Raw genomic sequence first — 19,783 nt, 5'->3', positions numbered from 1 at the left:
ACTGCTGCTGCGTTGCTGCAATTCAAATGATTCGCATAGTGTCTGTATCTTTCAACAGAAACGTGGGGGTAGAATTGTAGACAAATCCACCGCCCACGTAAAGCTAATCTTAGTTCGCAGATGCGCTCAGACCAGCCTGATCAACGGCAACACCAGCACCCATGGTGGTGGAGATGCTGATTTTCTTGATGTACACGCCTTTCGCCTGAGTCGGTTTTGCTTTCTTCAGCGCAACCAGCAGAGCTTCCAGGTTTTCTTTCAGTTTGTCAGCGTCAAAATCCACTTTACCGATGGTAGTGTGGATGATGCCGTTTTTGTCGTTACGGTAACGAACCTGACCCGCTTTAGCATTCTTAACTGCTTCAGCAACGTTCGGAGTTACAGTACCCACTTTCGGGTTTGGCATCAGGCCACGCGGACCCAGAACCTGGCCCAGCTGGCCAACAACGCGCATTGCATCCGGGGAAGCAATAACAACGTCAAAGTTCATTTCGCCTTTCTTGATCTGGTCAGCCAGATCTTCCATACCTACCAGTTCAGCACCTGCAGCTTTAGCAGCTTCAGCGTTTGCACCCTGGGTAAATACGGCTACGCGAACGGAACGGCCAGTACCGTGCGGCAGTACAGTTGCACCACGTACGTTCTGGTCAGATTTACGCGCGTCGATGCCGAGGTTAACGGCAACGTCTACGCTTTCTACGAACTTAGCCGTAGCCAGTTCTTTCAGCAGAGAGATAGCTTCATTGATGTCGTACTGTTTGGTCGCATCAACTTTCTCACGGATCACACGCATGCGCTTGGTCAGTTTAGCCATTTCTTAGTCCTCCACTACCAGGCCCATGGAACGTGCAGTACCTTCAATGGAGCGAGTCATCGCTTCAATGTCGGCACCAGTCATGTCGGCAGCTTTGGTCTGCGCGATTTCCTGCAGCTGAGCGCGGGAAATTTTACCCACTTTGTCTTTGTTCGGCTTACCGGAACCAGACTTAATACCAGCCGCTTTCTTCAGCAGAACTGCTGCCGGAGGCGTTTTGGTAATGAAGGTGAAAGAACGGTCAGCGTAAACGGTGATAACAACCGGAATCGGCAGACCTTTCTCGATGGAATCAGTCTTAGCGTTGAACGCTTTGCAGAATTCCATGATGTTAACACCCTGTTGACCCAGAGCAGGACCAACCGGCGGACTCGGGTTTGCCATACCAGCTGCAACCTGCAGCTTGACATAGGCTTGGACTTTCTTAGCCATTCTCAATTTCCTCTGTTGGGTAATAACGCCTCAGCGAGGCTCCCCGTGATATAAAAATTCGTTCTACGGGCCAGGCCCATAAAAACAAAAGGCGCGAAATTGTATTCCAATCTCACGCCTTGTGCAACGATTAAATCGCCGCTTTTTTGATCGCTACTTACGCTTTTTCTACCTGGGCAAAGTCCAGTTCTACCGGGGTCGCACGACCGAAGATAGAGACGGACACCTTCAGGCGAGACTTCTCGTAGTCAACTTCTTCAACAACACCGTTGAAGTCAGCAAACGGACCATCGTTGACACGCACCATTTCACCCGGTTCAAACAGCGTTTTCGGACGCGGCTTATCACCGACCTGCTGCAGGCGGTTCATAATCGCATCGACTTCTTTGTCGCTGATCGGCGCCGGACGGTCAGATGTACCGCCAATAAAGCCCATCACGCGCGGCACGCTACGCACCAGGTGCCAGCTCGCGTCATTCATGACCATCTGGACCAGCACGTAACCCGGGAAGAATTTACGCTCGCTCTTACGGCGCTGACCACCACGGATTTCGACCACTTCTTCAGTCGGCACCATGACTTCGCCAAACAACTCTTCCATATTGTGTAATTTGATATGCTCGCGCAGCGATGTTGCTACGCGGCCTTCAAAACCGGAAAACGCCTGAACGACGTACCAGCGCTTCTTAGGAGCTTCAGACATCTCAGAACCTCAGGCCAGTGATAAAGGAAACCAGGCGAACCAGAATACCATCCAGTCCCCACAGGATCAGTGACATTACTGCGGTAACCGCAGCCACAATCAGCGTGGTGTGCAATGTTTCCTGGCGAGTCGGCCAAATGACCTTACGTACTTCAGTACGCGCTTCGCGGGCAAAAGCAACGGTAGCTTTACCTTTTGTCGTCAACAGCGCGACACCACCCGCTGCAGCAATCAGAATTACTACGGCCAGCGCACGCAGCGGCAGCATCATGTCACGATAAAGATAGTTGCCAACAATTGCCACGATCAGCAATGCCACAACCACGACCCACTTTATCGCTTCCAGGCCACGCCCGCTCCCTTGAGCTTCGGTATTCGCACTCATAAACCAACCTGTCAGAAGTATTCTACAAATAATTTCACCCCGCGAATGCGAGGCTAACCTGTCAACCTTGTGCCGAAATGCATTGGGGCATTCCGTGCTCTACGCCCTCTTCAGAGCCTGTCTCAGCAATGATTATGACAAATAAAATCACTGATGAGCCAGGTTCTGCTTCGAAAGCGTGCAAAAAGGGCATCAAATGATGCCCTTTTAATGCGCATTGCGTCAAATGTTATCAGCGATTAGCTGAGAACTTTAGCAACAACGCCTGCGCCTACAGTACGGCCGCCTTCACGGATTGCGAAACGCAGACCGTCGTCCATCGCGATCGGGTGGATCAGGGTAACAACCATTTTGATGTTGTCGCCCGGCATAACCATCTCAACACCTTCCGGCAGTTCGATGGTGCCAGTCACGTCAGTCGTACGGAAGTAGAACTGCGGACGGTAGCCTTTGAAGAACGGAGTATGACGGCCGCCTTCGTCTTTGGACAGAATGTACACTTCAGATTCGAACATAGTGTGTGGCTTGATGGTGCCCGGCTTAGCCAGTACCTGACCACGTTCGATTTCTTCACGTTTGATACCACGCAGCAGAACACCTACGTTCTCACCAGCACGGCCTTCGTCCAGCAGTTTGCGGAACATTTCAACGCCAGTACAGGTAGACTTGGCAGTCTCTTTGATACCAACGATTTCAACTTCTTCACCCACTTTGATGATACCGCGCTCTACACGACCGGTAACAACGGTACCACGACCAGAGATGGAGAATACGTCTTCGATCGGCAGCAGGAACGGCTTGTCAATCGCACGCTCTGGTTCCGGGATGTAAGAATCCAGGAAGCCTGCCAGTTCGATGATTTTCGCTTCCCACTCTGCGTCGCCTTCCAGCGCTTTCAGAGCAGAACCACGAACGATCGGCGTGTCGTCGCCCGGGAAATCGTACTGAGACAGCAGTTCACGAACTTCCATCTCTACCAGTTCCAGCAGCTCTTCGTCATCAACCATGTCGCATTTGTTCAGGAACACGATGATGTACGGAACGCCTACCTGACGACCCAGCAGGATGTGCTCACGAGTCTGCGGCATCGGGCCGTCAGTCGCAGCAACAACCAGGATCGCGCCGTCCATCTGCGCAGCACCGGTGATCATGTTTTTAACATAGTCGGCGTGGCCCGGGCAGTCTACGTGCGCGTAGTGGCGAGTCGGGGTGTCATATTCAACGTGAGAAGTGTTGATGGTGATACCACGAGCTTTTTCTTCCGGCGCGTTATCGATCTGATCGAATGCGCGAGCAGCACCGCCGTAGGTTTTAGCCAGTACGGTAGTGATGGCAGCGGTCAGCGTTGTTTTACCATGGTCAACGTGGCCGATAGTACCGACGTTAACGTGCGGTTTTGTACGTTCAAACTTTTCTTTAGACATCGATTGTCCCTCTAAGACACGGATAAATCGGTGATATCACCACATCAACCAGGCGATATGCCTGAACTGTTGAATCATTGAGTCGTTACAGAGAAAACACGGGGAGGAGAAGTGAAGTGGTGCTGATACCCAGAGTCGAACTGGGGACCTCACCCTTACCAAGGGTGCGCTCTACCAACTGAGCCATATCAGCACGTTTGGAGCGGGCAGCGGGAATCGAACCCGCATCATCAGCTTGGAAGGCTGAGGTAATAGCCATTATACGATGCCCGCATCCTGAAACTCGGCTACCCAGTTCTTTCTGTAACAAAAAAAGAGACAAGTCTCTTTTCTCATTCGAGCCGATTATTTTCTTAACCAGCCCAGACAGCAATTGCTGCCAGAAAGTGGTGGTGGGGGAAGGATTCGAACCTTCGAAGTCTGTGACGGCAGATTTACAGTCTGCTCCCTTTGGCCGCTCGGGAACCCCACCGGACTTGATGGTGCCGACTACCGGAATCGAACTGGTGACCTACTGATTACAAGTCAGTTGCTCTACCTACTGAGCTAAGTCGGCATCAAGTAGCGCGCATTCTATGGAGACCTGCGAGCTCATGCAACTAAAAAATTGCATAAAATGTTCTATCGCTCACATTTTGCACTATACGACCAATAAATGACGTATTTTCAGTCAGTCCAGCATAAAATTTCGACATTATCTGGCAACCCATTTCCTCCCACCTGCGCCAACTGGCACTTCAACGCGTCAAACCCTCATCTGCACATCTGGAATATCTGTCACATTACTTTTCAGGTAATGGCAACAGGAAGAGATTTTTTCTTATTATTCCCCCCCATCTGGTGTTACCCTCCTGCCCATTGTCCAAATTAACTGAAATGTGACGTGCCATTGCATGCCGGGGAAAACGCGCTTTTTATCACTGCCCTGATGGTGTAATGACAGCCAGAAACATGCTTATGAGTATAAAAGAGCAAACGTTAATGACGCCTTACCTACAGTTTGACCGTAACCAGTGGGCTGCGCTTCGTGATTCCGTGCCGATGACCCTCACTGAAGAAGAGATCGCGCAATTAAAAGGGATTAATGAAGATTTATCGCTGGAAGAAGTTGCAGAGATCTATTTACCCCTGTCGCGTTTGCTTAACTTCTATATCAACTCGAACCTGCGCCGTCAGGCTGTTCTCGAACAGTTTCTGGGTACTAACGGTGAGCGCATTCCTTATATCATCAGTATTGCTGGCAGCGTAGCGGTAGGGAAAAGTACCACGGCGCGTGTATTACAGGCGTTACTGAGTCGCTGGCCAGAGCATCGCCGCGTTGAGCTAATCACCACCGATGGCTTTCTTCATCCAAACCAGGTATTAAAAGACCGCGGGTTAATGAAGAAGAAAGGCTTTCCGGAATCGTATGACATGCACCGTCTGGTCAAGTTTGTCTCCGACCTCAAATCCGGCGTGCCAAACGTAACCGCGCCGGTCTATTCACATCTGATTTATGATGTGATCCCAGACGGAGATAAAACCGTTGCCCAGCCTGATATATTAATTCTCGAAGGGCTCAATGTTTTGCAAAGTGGGATGGACTATCCACACGACCCACATCATGTATTTGTTTCGGACTTTGTCGACTTCTCTATTTATGTTGATGCGCCGGAAGAATTACTACAGACATGGTATATCAATCGCTTTCTTAAATTCCGCGAGGGTGCGTTTACCGACCCCGACTCTTATTTCCATAACTATGCGAAACTGACAAAAGAGGAGGCAATCAATACGGCCACCTCACTATGGAAAGAAATTAACTGGTTGAATTTAAAGCAGAACATCTTACCCACGCGTGAGCGCGCGAGTCTTATCATGACCAAGAGTGCGAATCATGCCGTCGAACAGGTTCGCCTGCGGAAATAATTAAAAAAGGGAGCAAAAGCTCCCTTTTCATTATTCTGCGCTTCTCAGGGAGATTTCTCCCCCAACCCACGGTTTTATAATGCCATCCTGTTCCAGGAGTAATGCCCCCTGCGCGTCGATCCCTCGAGAAATACCGTATATTTCTTTTTCGCCGATAATCAGTTTCACCTGACGATTAATAAAGTTATCCAGTTTTTCCCAACGGGAAAGATAAGGAGCCAGTCCTTCCTGCTCAAATAACTCCAGCGCGGTACGTAATTCGCGAATGAGCCTTGCCGCCAATGTGTTACGATCGAGCGTAATCCCGGCTTCCTGCAGCGTAATCCATCCCTGATTCACTACGCCTTCTTCCACACGACGCATCGCCATGTTAATGCCCGCACCAATAACGATCTGCGCAGCATCGCCCGTCTTACCCGTTAATTCGACCAGGATCCCCGCCAGTTTACGATCCAGCAGGTAGAGATCGTTAGGCCACTTTACCCGTACTTTATCAGCCCCCAGATCGCGCAGCACCTCGGCCATCACAATACCGATCACCAGACTTAAACCGATCGCTGCGGCCGGTCCCTGCTCCAGACGCCAGAACATCGAAAGATAAAGGTTTGCACCAAAGGGCGAGAACCACTTACGTCCACGACGCCCACGGCCTGCCTGTTGATATTCTGCTACGCAAGCATCACCTGACTGTAACAGATCGATACGGTCCAGCAGATATTGATTGGTGGAGTCGATAACCGGAAGCACAGCCACCGTACCGCGCTCCAACTGGCTGTAAATACGGTTGGCATCCAGTAACTGAATCGGTTCCGGCAAACTGTATCCTTTGCCTGGCACAGTAAAGACGTCGACACCCCAGTCTCGTAAGGTCTGGATGTGTTTATTGATGGCTGCCCGACTCATCCCCAACTTTTCACCCAGTTGCTCGCCGGAATGAAAGTCGCCATCGGCCAGCAAGGAGATAAGCGTCAGAGGAACCGTATTATCCTTCATGCAATGATCTCCACAGCATTGACTTCGCCTGTTTGCCCGATGAAACGCACTTCAGGCTCCAGCCAGACGTTAAATTTTTCGCCCACTTTTGTACGAACCAGGTGCGCCAGCTGGACAATATCTTCACTTGTCGCATTATCGGCATTGATCAGCACCAGAGCCTGTTGACGATGCACTGCTGCTCCTCCGATCCCGCAGCCCTTCAACTGACACTGGTCAATGAGCCAACCGGCCGCCAGTTTTACTGAGCCATCGGGCTGAGGATAATGGGGGGCATTCGGGAATTGCGACAGTAAGGCCTGTGCCGCATCAGCCGCCACCACGGGATTCTTAAAAAAGCTGCCCGCATTGCCGTTCACTTTTGGATCGGGCAGTTTTGTCATGCGCATATGGCAAACTGAATCAAACACCTGCTGGGGCGTTACCGTGGCCGGATCCAAACGCGTCAGGTCACCATAGGTCAACACTGGCTGCCAATGCTTAGTCAGGCGTAGACCCACTGCAACGATCGCGAAGCGATCCTGATATTCATGTTTGAAGATACTGTCACGATAGCCAAATCGACACTCTGCCGCACTGACTCGCTGCGGTTTTCCTGTCGCCAGCTCAATGCAGTCAACATAATCACAAACTCGCTGGAGCTCCACACCGTAAGCACCAATATTCTGGATCGGTGAAGAACCTACACAGCCGGGGATCAGCGCCAGGTTTTCCAGACCGGGCATGCCAAGCTGTAGCGTGTGTTGTACCAGGCGATGCCAGTTTTCACCCGCGCCGACATGCAGGTGCCAGGCATCTGGTTGTTCTGTCACCTCAATACCTTTGATACGGTTGACGATCACCGTTCCGCGGAAGGTTTCAAGAAACAGGACATTACTCCCTTCACCCAGTATCAGTACCGGCTGATGCAACGCATTCGCCGATTGCCAGGCATTGAGTAGCTGTTGTTCATTTTCGGCACAAACAATCTCATTGGCATTTTGATCGATACCAAAGGTATTCCAGGATTTAAGGGAGTGATTCATAGACGCTTTCCTGATGCAAAATCGCGGTTAGTTTACCGCATCTGCCGCAGTATGGCTTGTATTATGGCGGGATAGCGTTATCCAGTGGGTTTTCCCCTGCACTGCCAGATAGCACGCCTGCAATTCATCGTGTTCAAAACGCAAAAAGGCCCGGTCTTTCGACCGGGCCTTTCGCTTGATTTGATGCCTGGCAGTTCCCTACTCTCACATGGGGAGACCCCACACTACCATCGGCGCTACGGCGTTTCACTTCTGAGTTCGGCATGGGGTCAGGTGGGACCACCGCGCTACTGCCGCCAGGCAAATTCTGTTTCATCACCCCGTTTCCACGAAGTGACATAATCTGTTATCAAGCTGATATTGATGTCTCTCACGCCAAAACATCTTCGGCGTTGTAAGGTTAAGCCTCACGGTTCATTAGTACCGGTTAGCTCAACGCATCGCTGCGCTTACACACCCGGCCTATCAACGTCGTCGTCTTCAACGTTCCTTCAGGACCCTTTAAGGGTCAGGGAGAACTCATCTCGGGGCAAGTTTCGTGCTTAGATGCTTTCAGCACTTATCTCTTCCGCATTTAGCTACCGGGCAGTGCCATTGGCATGACAACCCGAACACCAGTGATGCGTCCACTCCGGTCCTCTCGTACTAGGAGCAGCCCCCCTCAATTCTCCAGCGCCCACGGCAGATAGGGACCGAACTGTCTCACGACGTTCTAAACCCAGCTCGCGTACCACTTTAAATGGCGAACAGCCATACCCTTGGGACCTACTTCAGCCCCAGGATGTGATGAGCCGACATCGAGGTGCCAAACACCGCCGTCGATATGAACTCTTGGGCGGTATCAGCCTGTTATCCCCGGAGTACCTTTTATCCGTTGAGCGATGGCCCTTCCATTCAGAACCACCGGATCACTAAGACCTGCTTTCGCACCTGCTCGCGCCGTCACGCTCGCAGTCAAGCTAGCTTATGCCTTTGCACTAACCTCCTGATGTCCGACCAGGATTAGCTAACCTTCGTGCTCCTCCGTTACTCTTTAGGAGGAGACCGCCCCAGTCAAACTACCCACCAGACACTGTCCGCAACCCGGGTAACGGGCCTACGTTAGAACACCAGCCATTAAAGGGTGGTATTTCAAGGGCGGCTCCATGCAGACTGGCGTCCACACTTCAAAGCCTCCCACCTATCCTACACATCAAGGACCAGTGTTCAGTGTCAAGCTATAGTAAAGGTTCACGGGGTCTTTCCGTCTTGCCGCGGGTACACTGCATCTTCACAGCGAGTTCAATTTCACTGAGTCTCGGGTGGAGACAGCCTGGCCATCATTACGCCATTCGTGCAGGTCGGAACTTACCCGACAAGGAATTTCGCTACCTTAGGACCGTTATAGTTACGGCCGCCGTTTACCGGGGCTTCGATCAAGAGCTTCTCCTTACGGATAACCCCATCAATTAACCTTCCGGCACCGGGCAGGCGTCACACCGTATACGTCCACTTTCGTGTTTGCACAGTGCTGTGTTTTTAATAAACAGTTGCAGCCAGCTGGTATCTTCGACTGATTTCAGCTCCACGAGTAAATCGCTTCACCTACGTATCAGCGTGCCTTCTCCCGAAGTTACGGCACCATTTTGCCTAGTTCCTTCACCCGAGTTCTCTCAAGCGCCTTGGTATTCTCTACCTGACCACCTGTGTCGGTTTGGGGTACGATTTGATGTTACCTGATGCTTAGAGGCTTTTCCTGGAAGCAGGGCATTTGTTACTTCAGCACCGTAGTGCCTCGTCATCACGCCTCAGTGTTAAAGTGAACCGGATTTACCTGGAACACACACCTACACGCTTAAACCGGGACAACCGTCGCCCGGCCAACATAGCCTTCTCCGTCCCCCCTTCGCAGTAACACCAAGTACAGGAATATTAACCTGTTTCCCATCGACTACGCCTTTCGGCCTCGCCTTAGGGGTCGACTCACCCTGCCCCGATTAACGTTGGACAGGAACCCTTGGTCTTCCGGCGAGCGGGCTTTTCACCCGCTTTATCGTTACTTATGTCAGCATTCGCACTTCTGATACCTCCAGCATGCCTCACAGCACACCTTCGCAGGCTTACAGAACGCTCCCCTACCCAACAACACATAGTGTCGCTGCCGCAGCTTCGGTGCATGGTTTAGCCCCGTTACATCTTCCGCGCAGGCCGACTCGACCAGTGAGCTATTACGCTTTCTTTAAATGATGGCTGCTTCTAAGCCAACATCCTGGCTGTCTGAGCCTTCCCACATCGTTTCCCACTTAACCATGACTTTGGGACCTTAGCTGGCGGTCTGGGTTGTTTCCCTCTTCACGACGGACGTTAGCACCCGCCGTGTGTCTCCCGTGATAACATTCTTCGGTATTCGCAGTTTGCATCGGGTTGGTAAGTCGGGATGACCCCCTAGCCGAAACAGTGCTCTACCCCCGAAGATGAGTTCACGAGGCGCTACCTAAATAGCTTTCGGGGAGAACCAGCTATCTCCCGGTTTGATTGGCCTTTCACCCCCAGCCACAAGTCATCCGCTAATTTTTCAACATTAGTCGGTTCGGTCCTCCAGTTAGTGTTACCCAACCTTCAACCTGCCCATGGCTAGATCACCGGGTTTCGGGTCTATACCCTGCAACTTAACGCCCAGTTAAGACTCGGTTTCCCTTCGGCTCCCCTATTCGGTTAACCTTGCTACAGAATATAAGTCGCTGACCCATTATACAAAAGGTACGCAGTCACCCCATAAAAGAGGCTCCCACTGCTTGTACGTACACGGTTTCAGGTTCTTTTTCACTCCCCTCGCCGGGGTTCTTTTCGCCTTTCCCTCACGGTACTGGTTCACTATCGGTCAGTCAGGAGTATTTAGCCTTGGAGGATGGTCCCCCCATATTCAGACAGGATACCACGTGTCCCGCCCTACTCATCGAGCTCACAGCACGTGCAATTTTGTGTACGGGGCTGTCACCCTGTATCGCCGGCCTTTCCAGACCGTTCCACTACCACACATGCTGATTCAGGCTCTGGGCTGCTCCCCGTTCGCTCGCCGCTACTGGGGGAATCTCGGTTGATTTCTTTTCCTCGGGGTACTTAGATGTTTCAGTTCCCCCGGTTCGCCTCGTTAAGCTATGTATTCACTTAACGATAGTGCAACGGATTGCACTGGGTTTCCCCATTCGGACATCGCCGGCTATAACGGTTCATATCACCTTACCGACGCTTTTCGCAGATTAGCACGTCCTTCATCGCCTCTGACTGCCAGGGCATCCACCGTGTACGCTTAGTCGCTTAACCTCACAACCCGAAGATGTTTCACTTCATGATTGCGAAAATTTGAGAGACTCGAACACACCATTAAAGATGTGTCGTTTCAATTTTCAGCTTGATCCAGATTTTTAAAGAGCAAAACTTCGCAGTGAACCCTTTCAGGTACACTCTGAAGTTTTCTTGATTACGTTCTACAGTATGGTGGAGCTATGCGGGATCGAACCGCAGACCTCCTGCGTGCAAAGCAGGCGCTCTCCCAGCTGAGCTATAGCCCCATACAGTGTAGTTAAAACCTCGTCCCTAATTCGTTTCCGGGCGCGGCGTGGTGAGGCGAAGCATACTGAAGTATGCGAGCATTGCCACAACAAAGCACGGGAGCGAATTTGGTAGGCCTGAGTGGACTTGAACCACCGACCTCACCCTTATCAGGGGTGCGCTCTAACCACCTGAGCTACAAGCCTGTAGAGGTTTTACTGCTCGTTTTTCATCAGACAATCTGTGTGGACACTACAAAGGCAGGTTCTTTAAGGTAAGGAGGTGATCCAACCGCAGGTTCCCCTACGGTTACCTTGTTACGACTTCACCCCAGTCATGAATCACAAAGTGGTAAGCGCCCTCCCGAAGGTTAAGCTACCTACTTCTTTTGCAACCCACTCCCATGGTGTGACGGGCGGTGTGTACAAGGCCCGGGAACGTATTCACCGTGGCATTCTGATCCACGATTACTAGCGATTCCGACTTCATGGAGTCGAGTTGCAGACTCCAATCCGGACTACGACATACTTTATGAGGTCCGCTTGCTCTCGCGAGGTCGCTTCTCTTTGTATATGCCATTGTAGCACGTGTGTAGCCCTGGTCGTAAGGGCCATGATGACTTGACGTCATCCCCACCTTCCTCCAGTTTATCACTGGCAGTCTCCTTTGAGTTCCCGGCCGGACCGCTGGCAACAAAGGATAAGGGTTGCGCTCGTTGCGGGACTTAACCCAACATTTCACAACACGAGCTGACGACAGCCATGCAGCACCTGTCTCACAGTTCCCGAAGGCACCAAGGCATCTCTGCCAAGTTCTGTGGATGTCAAGACCAGGTAAGGTTCTTCGCGTTGCATCGAATTAAACCACATGCTCCACCGCTTGTGCGGGCCCCCGTCAATTCATTTGAGTTTTAACCTTGCGGCCGTACTCCCCAGGCGGTCTATTTAACGCGTTAGCTCCGGAAGCCACGCCTCAAGGGCACAACCTCCAAATAGACATCGTTTACGGCGTGGACTACCAGGGTATCTAATCCTGTTTGCTCCCCACGCTTTCGCACCTGAGCGTCAGTCTTCGTCCAGGGGGCCGCCTTCGCCACCGGTATTCCTCCAGATCTCTACGCATTTCACCGCTACACCTGGAATTCTACCCCCCTCTACGAGACTCAAGCCTGCCAGTTTCGAATGCAGTTCCCAGGTTGAGCCCGGGGATTTCACATCCGACTTGACAGACCGCCTGCGTGCGCTTTACGCCCAGTAATTCCGATTAACGCTTGCACCCTCCGTATTACCGCGGCTGCTGGCACGGAGTTAGCCGGTGCTTCTTCTGCGGGTAACGTCAATGGCTAAGGTTATTAACCTTAACCCCTTCCTCCCCGCTGAAAGTACTTTACAACCCGAAGGCCTTCTTCATACACGCGGCATGGCTGCATCAGGCTTGCGCCCATTGTGCAATATTCCCCACTGCTGCCTCCCGTAGGAGTCTGGACCGTGTCTCAGTTCCAGTGTGGCTGGTCATCCTCTCAGACCAGCTAGGGATCGTCGCCTTGGTGAGCCGTTACCTCACCAACAAGCTAATCCCATCTGGGCACATCCGATGGCAAGAGGCCCGAAGGTCCCCCTCTTTGGTCTTGCGACGTTATGCGGTATTAGCTACCGTTTCCAGTAGTTATCCCCCTCCATCGGGCAGTTTCCCAGACATTACTCACCCGTCCGCCACTCGTCAGCGAAGCAGCAAGCTGCTTCCTGTTACCGTTCGACTTGCATGTGTTAGGCCTGCCGCCAGCGTTCAATCTGAGCCATGATCAAACTCTTCAATTTAAGTTTGATGCTCGTGAATTAAACTTCGTAATGAATTACGTGTTCACTCAGAGACTTGGTATTCATTTTTCGTCTTGCGACGTTAAGAATCCATGTCACTTTGAGTGCCCACACAGATTGTCTGATAAATTGTTAAAGAGCAGTGCCGCTTCGCTTTTTCTCAGCGGCGCGGGGTGTGCATAATACGCTTTCCCGCTTCAGAGTCAAGCATTTATTTCGCTTTTCTCTGTGGGCATTCATCGCTGAACCCCGCTGACCCGGCGGCTTGCATGCCGTTGTTCCGTGTCAGTGGAGGCGCATTATAGGGAGTTATTTCGGGCTGACAAGGGGAAATTTAAAATAATTTGCCGAGTGCGCATTTTTTATTCTTTACGTTTATTTAACCAACGAATCGGGGGTTAACTGAGCGACTTCGCGGGCAAAACTCGCGACCTGTTCCCAGTCGGTATAGATAACTTCTTTACGCGTATCCGTTTCACCACCCGACATTTTCATAATGAGTTGAATCATCATACGGTCATACCAGCGATAGCGTGGATACAGCAGCGCCCCGGCGATAACCGCAGAACGGTCTGGCCGCCACTGTGAGTTCATTAAAAACTTGCGCGCGTAGCTGTTGGTTTGCGGCGTCCGCTTTTCCGGTTTACGCGCTACCAGGTTGACGGAGTAAAACGCACTTGGCATATGATTCAGTCGTGTCGCATGTTTCTTTACAAACTCGAGAAACGCGGAATGATAGTGTCCATAACGAATGGATGCGCCAATGACCACACGGTCATAGCGTTCCCAGTCAGGCTCTTCGATACGATGCAGATTGACCACATCCGTGCAGATGCCAAGCTCTTTGAGCTCAGACGCCAGATAAGCGGCGATTTCCCGGGTCTGCCCATCACGAGATGAGAAAAGAATCAGTGTTTTCACGTGTTACTCCATTATTCACGCCAGAAAGTCGGGGTAAAAAGTACCAGCAAAGTGAAGACTTCCAGGCGACCAAACAGCATGTTGGCAATCAGGATCCATTTCGCCACCGGATTCATACTGGCAAAGTTATCCGCCACGACGCCCAGCCCAGGCCCAAGGTTGTTCAGCGTCGCCACCACGGAAGCAAAGGCGGAGAAATCGTCCACACCGGTTGCGATAATCGCTAACATACTGACAATAAAGACCAGCGCATACGCCGAGAAAAATCCCCAGACCGCTTCCAGAATACGCTCCGGCAGCGCGCGATTCCCCAGTTTGATGCTATAGACCGCATTGGGATGCACCAGGCGCTTCAGCTCGCGGTTCCCCTGTTTGAACAGCAAGAGGATACGGATAACCTTCAGTCCCCCGCCCGTTGAACCCGCACAGCCACCGATAAACGCGGAGCATAGCAGCAGTACTGGCAGGAAAAGCGGCCAGCGCGCAATACTGTCGGTTGTAAATCCGGCCGTGGTGGCCATCGACACGACCTGGAAAAAGGCCTGGTTGAGCGTCGTCAGCGCGGAGCTATAGATATTGTGGAACCAGAGCACTAATGTGCAGATGACCACCAGCGTCAGTTGGACGCCAATGAACATGCGAAATTCGGGGTCACGCCAGTAAACCTTCAGGCTGCGGCCACTCAGTAACGAAAAGTGCAGACCATAGTTACAGCCAGAAATTAATAAGAAGATAGCGATGATGGTGTTAATCGTTGGGCTGTCAAAATAGCCCACGCTGGCATCATGGGTGGAAAATCCGCCGATCGCGATAGTGGCAAAACTGTGCCCGATGGCATCAAACGCTGGCATGCCGGCAAACCATAGCGCCAGCGCGCAGGCCACCGTCAGCAGGACGTAGATCAGCCACAGCGTTTTTGCCGTCTCGGCGATACGCGGACGCATCTTGTTATCTTTCAGCGGGCCGGGCATTTCAGCGCGATAGAGCTGCATCCCACCGACGCCGAGTATTGGCAGAATCGCGACGGCCAACACAATAATCCCCATCCCGCCAAACCATTGCAGCATCTGGCGATAAAAGAGGATCGCGTGTGGAAGCGAATCCAGCCCCACCAGCGTAGTGGCACCGGTCGTGGTCAGTCCGGAGAATGATTCGAAGAATGCATCGGTAATCGTGAGATTCGGGCTTTCAGAAAAGATGAAAGGCAACGCCCCCACACTGCCCAGCACGGTCCAGAACAGCACAACGATCAGAAACCCCTCGCGGGATTTTAGTTCACCTTTTTCACGACGGTTCGGCCACCACAGCATGGAGCCAATCACCAGCGCAACAAAAAAGGTTTGCGTAAATGCGCGTCCCGCCCCATCACGATAGATAAGCGCTACCAGCCCCGGGAGGATCATCGTGCCCGAAAATAAGATGACCAGTAGTCCTACGATTCGGGTAATGGCGCGAAAATGCATCTCTGCCGCTTCCTTAGTTCTTCAAAATGAGGTGGGGATTATTCTTCAATCGCTAACAATTGCAATGAACCTCGACTAAAATCCGCCAGCTTTGCTGAAAATTCATTCACTTTCGCATAAGGAAGAGCCACCCGTAACCGAACGAATGCCTGGTAATCACTGGTGACGATTTTGCCGTCATGTTGACCCAGAAGTGCTTCAACGCCAGCCAACTGCGCGTACTCACACTGCAAAGTATATTCGGTTAATGGCGTCTTGCGCTGCGTCGTTAACTGACGCAATGCCTGGTTTACGCCGCCGCCGTAGGCTTTAACCAGACCGCCGGTGCCGAGCAAGATCCCGCCATAGTAGCGCACCACAACGGCGGTGATTTCCCCAACGCCGCTGCCCATTAACTGCGCCAGCATTGGCTTACCAGCCGTTCCCGCCGGTTCACCGTCATCGGAAAAACCCAGTTGCTGTGAATCATCTGGCGCTCCCGCCACCCACGCCACGCAATGGTGACGGGCGTCCGGGTGCTCCGCTCTGACTGATTCCACAAACGCTTTTGCCGCCCCAACGCCATCGGTATGCGCCAACAGCGTAATGAAGCGGCTTTTTTTGATCTCTTCAACAACAGTGACCGGCGCCGCAGGGATTAACCAACTGTCCATTACGCCAGTTTTAGATCCCGCGTCATATTCTCAACGTTGTTTTCGTGGATCACCACGTTGTCTTCAATACGAATACCGCCAAACGGTTTCAGCGCTTCAATTTTCTGCCAGTTGAAGTGTTTACTGAACTGCCCTTCACGCCACGGCGCGAGCAACGATTCGATGAAGTAAAAGCCCGGTTCAATCGTCAGCACCATACCTGGCTGGAGCACACGGGTGCAGCGCAGATACGGATATTTAGACGGCGCGGCGAGATGCGTACCGGAGTCATCCTGCATAAAGCCAGCAACATCATGCACTTGCAGGCCCAGCGGATGGCCAATACCGTGCGGCATAAACGGTCCAGTGAGATCGTTTTCGACCATTGCTTCTTCGCTCATGTCGGTGACAAGCTGATGCTTACGCAGCAGTTTCGCAATACGCTGATGGAACTGAACGTGGTAATCCACATAGCTGACGCCCGCTTTCATGGTGGCAATCAACGCCAACTGTTCGTCATTCACATCTTTCACTAGCTGCGCATACTCATTGTCGCTTTTCGCCGACCAGGTACGGGTCAGGTCTGCGGCATAACCGTTGTACTCCGCGCCGGCATCCAGCAGGAAGCTGCGGATTTCAGACGGTGCCTGATGATCCAGTTTCGTGTAATGCAGAACCGAGGCATGCTCGTTCAGCGCCACAATATTGCTGTACGGCACATCGGTGTCGCGATGACCGGTTGCGGTCAGATAAGCCAGGTTGATGTCAAACTCGCTCATCCCCGAACGGAAGGCCTCTTCCGCCGCGCGGTGCCCGTTCACCGCCATTTTCTGCGCTTCACGCATGCAGGCCAGTTCGTAGTCCGTTTTGTAGGCGCGGTAATAGTGCAGGTAGTCGATCACCCCTTTCGGGTTGATGTTGTTGGCCGCGATCTCCAGTTGCAACGCACGCTCCGGAACCGGGCCGATATAACCAATATTGCCGCGGGCGGCAGGCAGTTGACTGCCAATACCATCCGCTTTCGGCAGAGCAATCACTTCAACTTCTTCAGTCCAGAAGGAGGTCGGCAACGGCTCAACGTTGTGCCAGTAGTCGACCGGCAAGTAGAACCACAGTTTGGGTTTGTTCACCCCATCAACCAACAACCAACAATTTGGTACCTGAGTCACCGGCACCCAGGCTTTAAACTGCGGATTGACCTTAAACGGGTAAGGATGATCGTCGAGGAAAACATTAACCAGCTCGCCGGAGTGAATAAGTAGGGCATCAAGCTTAAAGCGTTCCAGCGCATCACGCGTCCGTTCTTGTAGGGTAACGATATGATTTTTATAGAGTGCGGCCAGTGATTCCATTTTCTATCCTTCTGTTTTTTCGACCTCAAGTCTCCGCATCTTAGCACATCGATTCAAGAGAGCGTGATTTCTGCCAGGTGTGATCGGATCGGCATTTCTTTAATCAGTCATTTGCATTTTATTAACATAAAATACACACTTCGCTTCATCTGGTATGACCAGATCACCTTGCGGATTCAGGAGACTGACATGCTTTACAAAGGCGACAACCTGTACCTCGACTGGCTGGAAGATGGCATTGCCGAACTGGTGTTCGATGCCCCAGGCTCAGTGAACAAACTCGACACGGCGACCGTCGCCAGCCTCGGCCAGGCGCTGGACGTACTGGAAAAACAAACAGATTTAAAAGGGCTGCTGCTGCGTTCGAACAAAGCGGCCTTTATTGTCGGTGCGGATATCACCGAATTCCTGTCGCTGTTTCTCGTTCCCGAAGAACAGCTCAGCCAGTGGCTGCATTTCGCCAACAGCGTCTTTAACCGTCTGGAAGATCTGCCGGTCCCGACCCTTTCTGCCGTTAACGGCTATGCGCTGGGCGGCGGCTGCGAATGTGTACTGGCGACCGACTACCGTCTGGCGACGCCGGATCTGCGTATCGGTCTGCCAGAAACAAAGCTGGGCATTATGCCTGGCTTTGGCGGTTCCGTACGTATGCCGCGCATGTTAGGCGCAGATAGCGCCCTGGAGATCATTGCTGCCGGTAAAGACGTTGGGGCCGAGCAAGCGCTGAAAATCGGTCTGGTCGATGGCGTAGTGAAAGCAGAAAAGCTGATTGAGGGCGCAAAAGCGGTATTACGTCAGGCCATCAACGGCGATCTGGACTGGAAAGCGAAGCGTCAGCCAAAGCTGGAACCGCTGAAGCTCAGCAAGATTGAAGCCGCCATGAGCTTCACCATTGCTAAAGGCATGGTCGCGCAAACGGCAGGCAAACATTATCCCGCGCCGATGACCGCCGTGAAAACCATTGAAGCCGCTGCGCGCTTTGGTCGTGAAGAAGCGCTGAATCTGGAAAACAAAAGCTTTGTCCCGCTGGCGCATACCAATGAAGCCCGCGCACTGGTCGGTATCTTTCTTAACGATCAGTATGTGAAAGGCAAAGCGAAGAAGCTGACCAAAGACGTTGAGACGCCAAAGCAGGCTGCAGTGCTGGGCGCAGGCATTATGGGCGGCGGTATCGCGTATCAGTCGGCATGGAAAGGCGTGCCGGTTATCATGAAAGATATCAACGACAAATCCCTGACCCTCGGGATGACCGAAGCCGCGAAGCTGCTGAACAAACAGCTTGAGCGCAACAAAATTGACGGTCTGAAGATGGCGGGTGTGATTTCAACCATTCATCCTACGCTGGACTACGCCGGTTTTGAGCGCGTCGACGTGGTGGTCGAAGCGGTCGTTGAAAATCCAAAAGTGAAAAAAGCGGTACTGGCGGAGACGGAAGACAAAGTACGCCCCGATACCGTGCTGGCATCGAACACCTCCACCATTCCCATCAGCGAGCTGGCAAGCGTGCTGAAACGTCCGGAAAATTTCTGCGGGATGCACTTCTTTAACCCGGTTCACCGGATGCCGCTGGTTGAGATCATTCGTGGCGAGAAAAGCTCCGATGAAACCATCGCGAAAGTGGTCGCCTGGGCCAGCAAAATGGGCAAAACGCCGATCGTGGTCAACGACTGCCCTGGTTTCTTTGTTAACCGCGTGCTGTTCCCTTACTTCGCCGGATTTAGTCAGTTACTGCGCGACGGAGCGGACTTCCGCAAAGTCGACAAGGTGATGGAAAAACAGTTCGGCTGGCCGATGGGCCCGGCATACCTGCTTGACGTCGTGGGTATTGATACCGCGCATCACGCGCAGGCCGTAATGGCCGCAGGCTTCCCACAGCGAATGCAAAAAGATTATCGCGATGCGATCGACGCCTTGTTTGACGCTAACCGCTTTGGTCAGAAGAACGGTCTGGGCTTCTGGCGCTATAAAGAAGACAACAAAGGTAAACCGAAGAAAGAAGAGGACGCCACCGTTGACGACCTGCTGGCTGACGTCAGTAAAGCGAAGCGTGATTTCAGCGAAGAAGAGATTATCGCCCGCATGATGATCCCGATGGTCAACGAAGTGGTGCGCTGTCTCGAAGAAGGCATTATCGCCAGTCCGGCAGAGGCCGATATGGCGCTGGTTTACGGTCTGGGCTTCCCTCCGTTCCACGGCGGTGCGTTCCGCTGGCTGGATACGATCGGCAGCGCGAAGTATCTCGATATGGCGCAACAGTATCAGCACCTCGGTCCGTTATACGACGTTCCGCAAGGTCTGCGTGATAAAGCGCGTCATAACGAACCGTATTATCCCTCGGTTGAGCCTGCCCGTCCGGTTGGCGACCTGAAAACGGCTTAAGGAG

General features: G+C 52.3%; 13 protein-coding genes, 6 tRNA genes, 3 rRNA genes and 1 pseudogene. 3 read left to right on the top strand and 20 right to left on the bottom strand.

Translation table 11 applies throughout. The features are described 5' to 3' along the window. Nucleotides 1–109: 109 nt before the first annotated feature. The 9 genes from rplA to I6L53_RS00380 form a co-directional block, all read right to left on the bottom strand. Nucleotides 110–814 carry a 50S ribosomal protein L1 gene (gene rplA / locus I6L53_RS00420; protein WP_042326238.1) on the bottom strand — a complete coding sequence of 235 codons (705 nt, stop codon included), beginning with the start codon at nt 812–814 and terminating at the stop codon, nt 110–112. A gap of 3 nt (nt 815–817) precedes the next feature. Next, entirely contained in the window at nt 818–1,246 is a 429-nt protein-coding gene (gene rplK / locus I6L53_RS00415; RefSeq protein ID WP_012133815.1) for a 50S ribosomal protein L11, read from the bottom strand. A gap of 157 nt (nt 1,247–1,403) precedes the next feature. After that, complete coding sequence (gene nusG / locus I6L53_RS00410) at nt 1,404–1,949, bottom strand: transcription termination/antitermination protein NusG (RefSeq protein ID WP_003862341.1); 546 nt, start codon at nt 1,947–1,949, stop codon at nt 1,404–1,406. Nucleotide 1,950: 1 nt separating this feature from the next. Beyond that, complete coding sequence (gene secE / locus I6L53_RS00405; protein ID WP_042326240.1) at nt 1,951–2,334, bottom strand: preprotein translocase subunit SecE; 384 nt, start codon at nt 2,332–2,334, stop codon at nt 1,951–1,953. 239 nt (nt 2,335–2,573) lie between these two features. Then, nucleotides 2,574–3,758, bottom strand: a complete 1,185-nt coding sequence (gene tuf / locus I6L53_RS00400) for an elongation factor Tu (protein WP_042998968.1) — start codon at nt 3,756–3,758, stop codon at nt 2,574–2,576. A gap of 117 nt (nt 3,759–3,875) precedes the next feature. Continuing rightward, nucleotides 3,876–3,951, bottom strand: a tRNA-Thr gene (locus I6L53_RS00395). 5 nt (nt 3,952–3,956) lie between these two features. Beyond that, a tRNA-Gly gene (locus I6L53_RS00390) sits at nt 3,957–4,031 on the bottom strand. A 114-nt stretch (nt 4,032–4,145) separates the two neighbouring features. Continuing rightward, nucleotides 4,146–4,230: transfer RNA gene (locus tag I6L53_RS00385), tRNA-Tyr, on the bottom strand. 8 nt (nt 4,231–4,238) lie between these two features. Continuing rightward, nucleotides 4,239–4,314, bottom strand: a tRNA-Thr gene (locus I6L53_RS00380). 19 nt (nt 4,315–4,333) lie between these two features. Here I6L53_RS00380 and I6L53_RS23570 point away from each other — a divergent pair. Next, nucleotides 4,334–4,414 (top strand): annotated as a pseudogene (locus I6L53_RS23570) (hypothetical protein); the annotation flags it as partial. 301 nt (nt 4,415–4,715) lie between these two features. Continuing rightward, nucleotides 4,716–5,666, top strand: coding sequence for a type I pantothenate kinase (gene coaA / locus I6L53_RS00375; RefSeq protein ID WP_072015765.1), 951 nt, complete (start codon nt 4,716–4,718; stop codon nt 5,664–5,666). Nucleotides 5,667–5,696: 30 nt separating this feature from the next. Here the strand turns inward: coaA and birA are convergent, their stop codons facing one another. The 11 genes from birA to pepQ form a co-directional block, all read right to left on the bottom strand. Then, nucleotides 5,697–6,659, bottom strand: a complete 963-nt coding sequence (gene birA / locus I6L53_RS00370) for a bifunctional biotin--[acetyl-CoA-carboxylase] ligase/biotin operon repressor BirA (RefSeq protein ID WP_042324908.1) — start codon at nt 6,657–6,659, stop codon at nt 5,697–5,699. After that, nucleotides 6,656–7,684 carry a UDP-N-acetylmuramate dehydrogenase gene (gene murB / locus I6L53_RS00365; RefSeq protein WP_042324906.1) on the bottom strand — a complete coding sequence of 343 codons (1,029 nt, stop codon included), beginning with the start codon at nt 7,682–7,684 and terminating at the stop codon, nt 6,656–6,658. The genes birA and murB overlap by 4 nt, the downstream gene beginning before the upstream one ends. 185 nt (nt 7,685–7,869) lie before the next feature. After that, nucleotides 7,870–7,985, bottom strand: a 5S ribosomal RNA gene (rrf, locus tag I6L53_RS00360). Between the two features lie 95 nt (nt 7,986–8,080). Next, nucleotides 8,081–10,987: ribosomal RNA gene (locus I6L53_RS00355) — 23S ribosomal RNA — on the bottom strand. Nucleotides 10,988–11,159: 172 nt separating this feature from the next. After that, nucleotides 11,160–11,235, bottom strand: a tRNA-Ala gene (locus tag I6L53_RS00350). Nucleotides 11,236–11,344: 109 nt separating this feature from the next. Beyond that, nucleotides 11,345–11,421, bottom strand: a tRNA-Ile gene (locus tag I6L53_RS00345). A 69-nt stretch (nt 11,422–11,490) separates the two neighbouring features. Continuing rightward, nucleotides 11,491–13,032, bottom strand: a 16S ribosomal RNA gene (locus I6L53_RS00340). Together the 16S, 23S and 5S rRNA genes with 2 tRNA genes alongside form the textbook arrangement of a ribosomal RNA operon. A gap of 375 nt (nt 13,033–13,407) precedes the next feature. After that, entirely contained in the window at nt 13,408–13,953 is a 546-nt protein-coding gene (hemG, locus tag I6L53_RS00335) for a menaquinone-dependent protoporphyrinogen IX dehydrogenase (protein ID WP_042326191.1), read from the bottom strand. An 11-nt stretch (nt 13,954–13,964) separates the two neighbouring features. Continuing rightward, a complete protein-coding gene (trkH, locus tag I6L53_RS00330; RefSeq protein WP_042326189.1) occupies nt 13,965–15,416 on the bottom strand; it encodes a Trk system potassium transporter TrkH in 1,452 nt (483 codons plus the stop codon). Nucleotides 15,417–15,454: 38 nt separating this feature from the next. Further along, on the bottom strand, nt 15,455–16,069 hold the full coding sequence (locus I6L53_RS00325; RefSeq protein WP_042326187.1) for an IMPACT family protein: 615 nt from the start codon (nt 16,067–16,069) through the stop codon (nt 15,455–15,457). After that, nucleotides 16,069–17,400 (bottom strand): Xaa-Pro dipeptidase, encoded by a 1,332-nt coding sequence (gene pepQ / locus I6L53_RS00320; protein WP_042326186.1) that lies wholly within the window; start codon nt 17,398–17,400, stop codon nt 16,069–16,071. The genes I6L53_RS00325 and pepQ overlap by 1 nt, the downstream gene beginning before the upstream one ends. Before the next feature lie 189 nt (nt 17,401–17,589). Between pepQ and fadB the strand changes: the two genes are divergently transcribed. Continuing rightward, complete coding sequence (fadB, locus tag I6L53_RS00315; protein ID WP_042326183.1) at nt 17,590–19,779, top strand: fatty acid oxidation complex subunit alpha FadB; 2,190 nt, start codon at nt 17,590–17,592, stop codon at nt 19,777–19,779. Nucleotides 19,780–19,783 lie beyond the last annotated feature (4 nt).

The organism is Citrobacter farmeri (genome assembly GCF_019048065.1).
Taxonomy (GTDB): Bacteria; Pseudomonadota; Gammaproteobacteria; order Enterobacterales; family Enterobacteriaceae; genus Citrobacter_A; species Citrobacter_A farmeri.
Note: the sequence above shows the minus strand (reverse complement) of the source record. Positions and strands in the feature narration are given on the sequence as shown.

What these genes read in the sequence shown, in the direction of transcription:
- rplA (WP_042326238.1), bottom strand. Translation starts at nt 814, where the DNA reads ATGGCTAAACTGACCAAGCGCATGCGTGTGATCCGTGAGAAAGTTGAT.
- birA (WP_042324908.1), bottom strand. Translation starts at nt 6,659, where the DNA reads ATGAAGGATAATACGGTTCCTCTGACGCTTATCTCCTTGCTGGCCGAT.
- nusG (WP_003862341.1), bottom strand. Translation starts at nt 1,949, where the DNA reads ATGTCTGAAGCTCCTAAGAAGCGCTGGTACGTCGTTCAGGCGTTTTCC.
- I6L53_RS00325 (WP_042326187.1), bottom strand. Translation starts at nt 16,069, where the DNA reads ATGGACAGTTGGTTAATCCCTGCGGCGCCGGTCACTGTTGTTGAAGAG.
- tuf (WP_042998968.1), bottom strand. Translation starts at nt 3,758, where the DNA reads ATGTCTAAAGAAAAGTTTGAACGTACAAAACCGCACGTTAACGTCGGT.
- coaA (WP_072015765.1), top strand. Translation starts at nt 4,716, where the DNA reads ATGAGTATAAAAGAGCAAACGTTAATGACGCCTTACCTACAGTTTGAC.
- rplK (WP_012133815.1), bottom strand. Translation starts at nt 1,246, where the DNA reads ATGGCTAAGAAAGTCCAAGCCTATGTCAAGCTGCAGGTTGCAGCTGGT.
- trkH (WP_042326189.1), bottom strand. Translation starts at nt 15,416, where the DNA reads ATGCATTTTCGCGCCATTACCCGAATCGTAGGACTACTGGTCATCTTA.
- pepQ (WP_042326186.1), bottom strand. Translation starts at nt 17,400, where the DNA reads ATGGAATCACTGGCCGCACTCTATAAAAATCATATCGTTACCCTACAA.
- murB (WP_042324906.1), bottom strand. Translation starts at nt 7,684, where the DNA reads ATGAATCACTCCCTTAAATCCTGGAATACCTTTGGTATCGATCAAAAT.
- fadB (WP_042326183.1), top strand. Translation starts at nt 17,590, where the DNA reads ATGCTTTACAAAGGCGACAACCTGTACCTCGACTGGCTGGAAGATGGC.
- secE (WP_042326240.1), bottom strand. Translation starts at nt 2,334, where the DNA reads ATGAGTGCGAATACCGAAGCTCAAGGGAGCGGGCGTGGCCTGGAAGCG.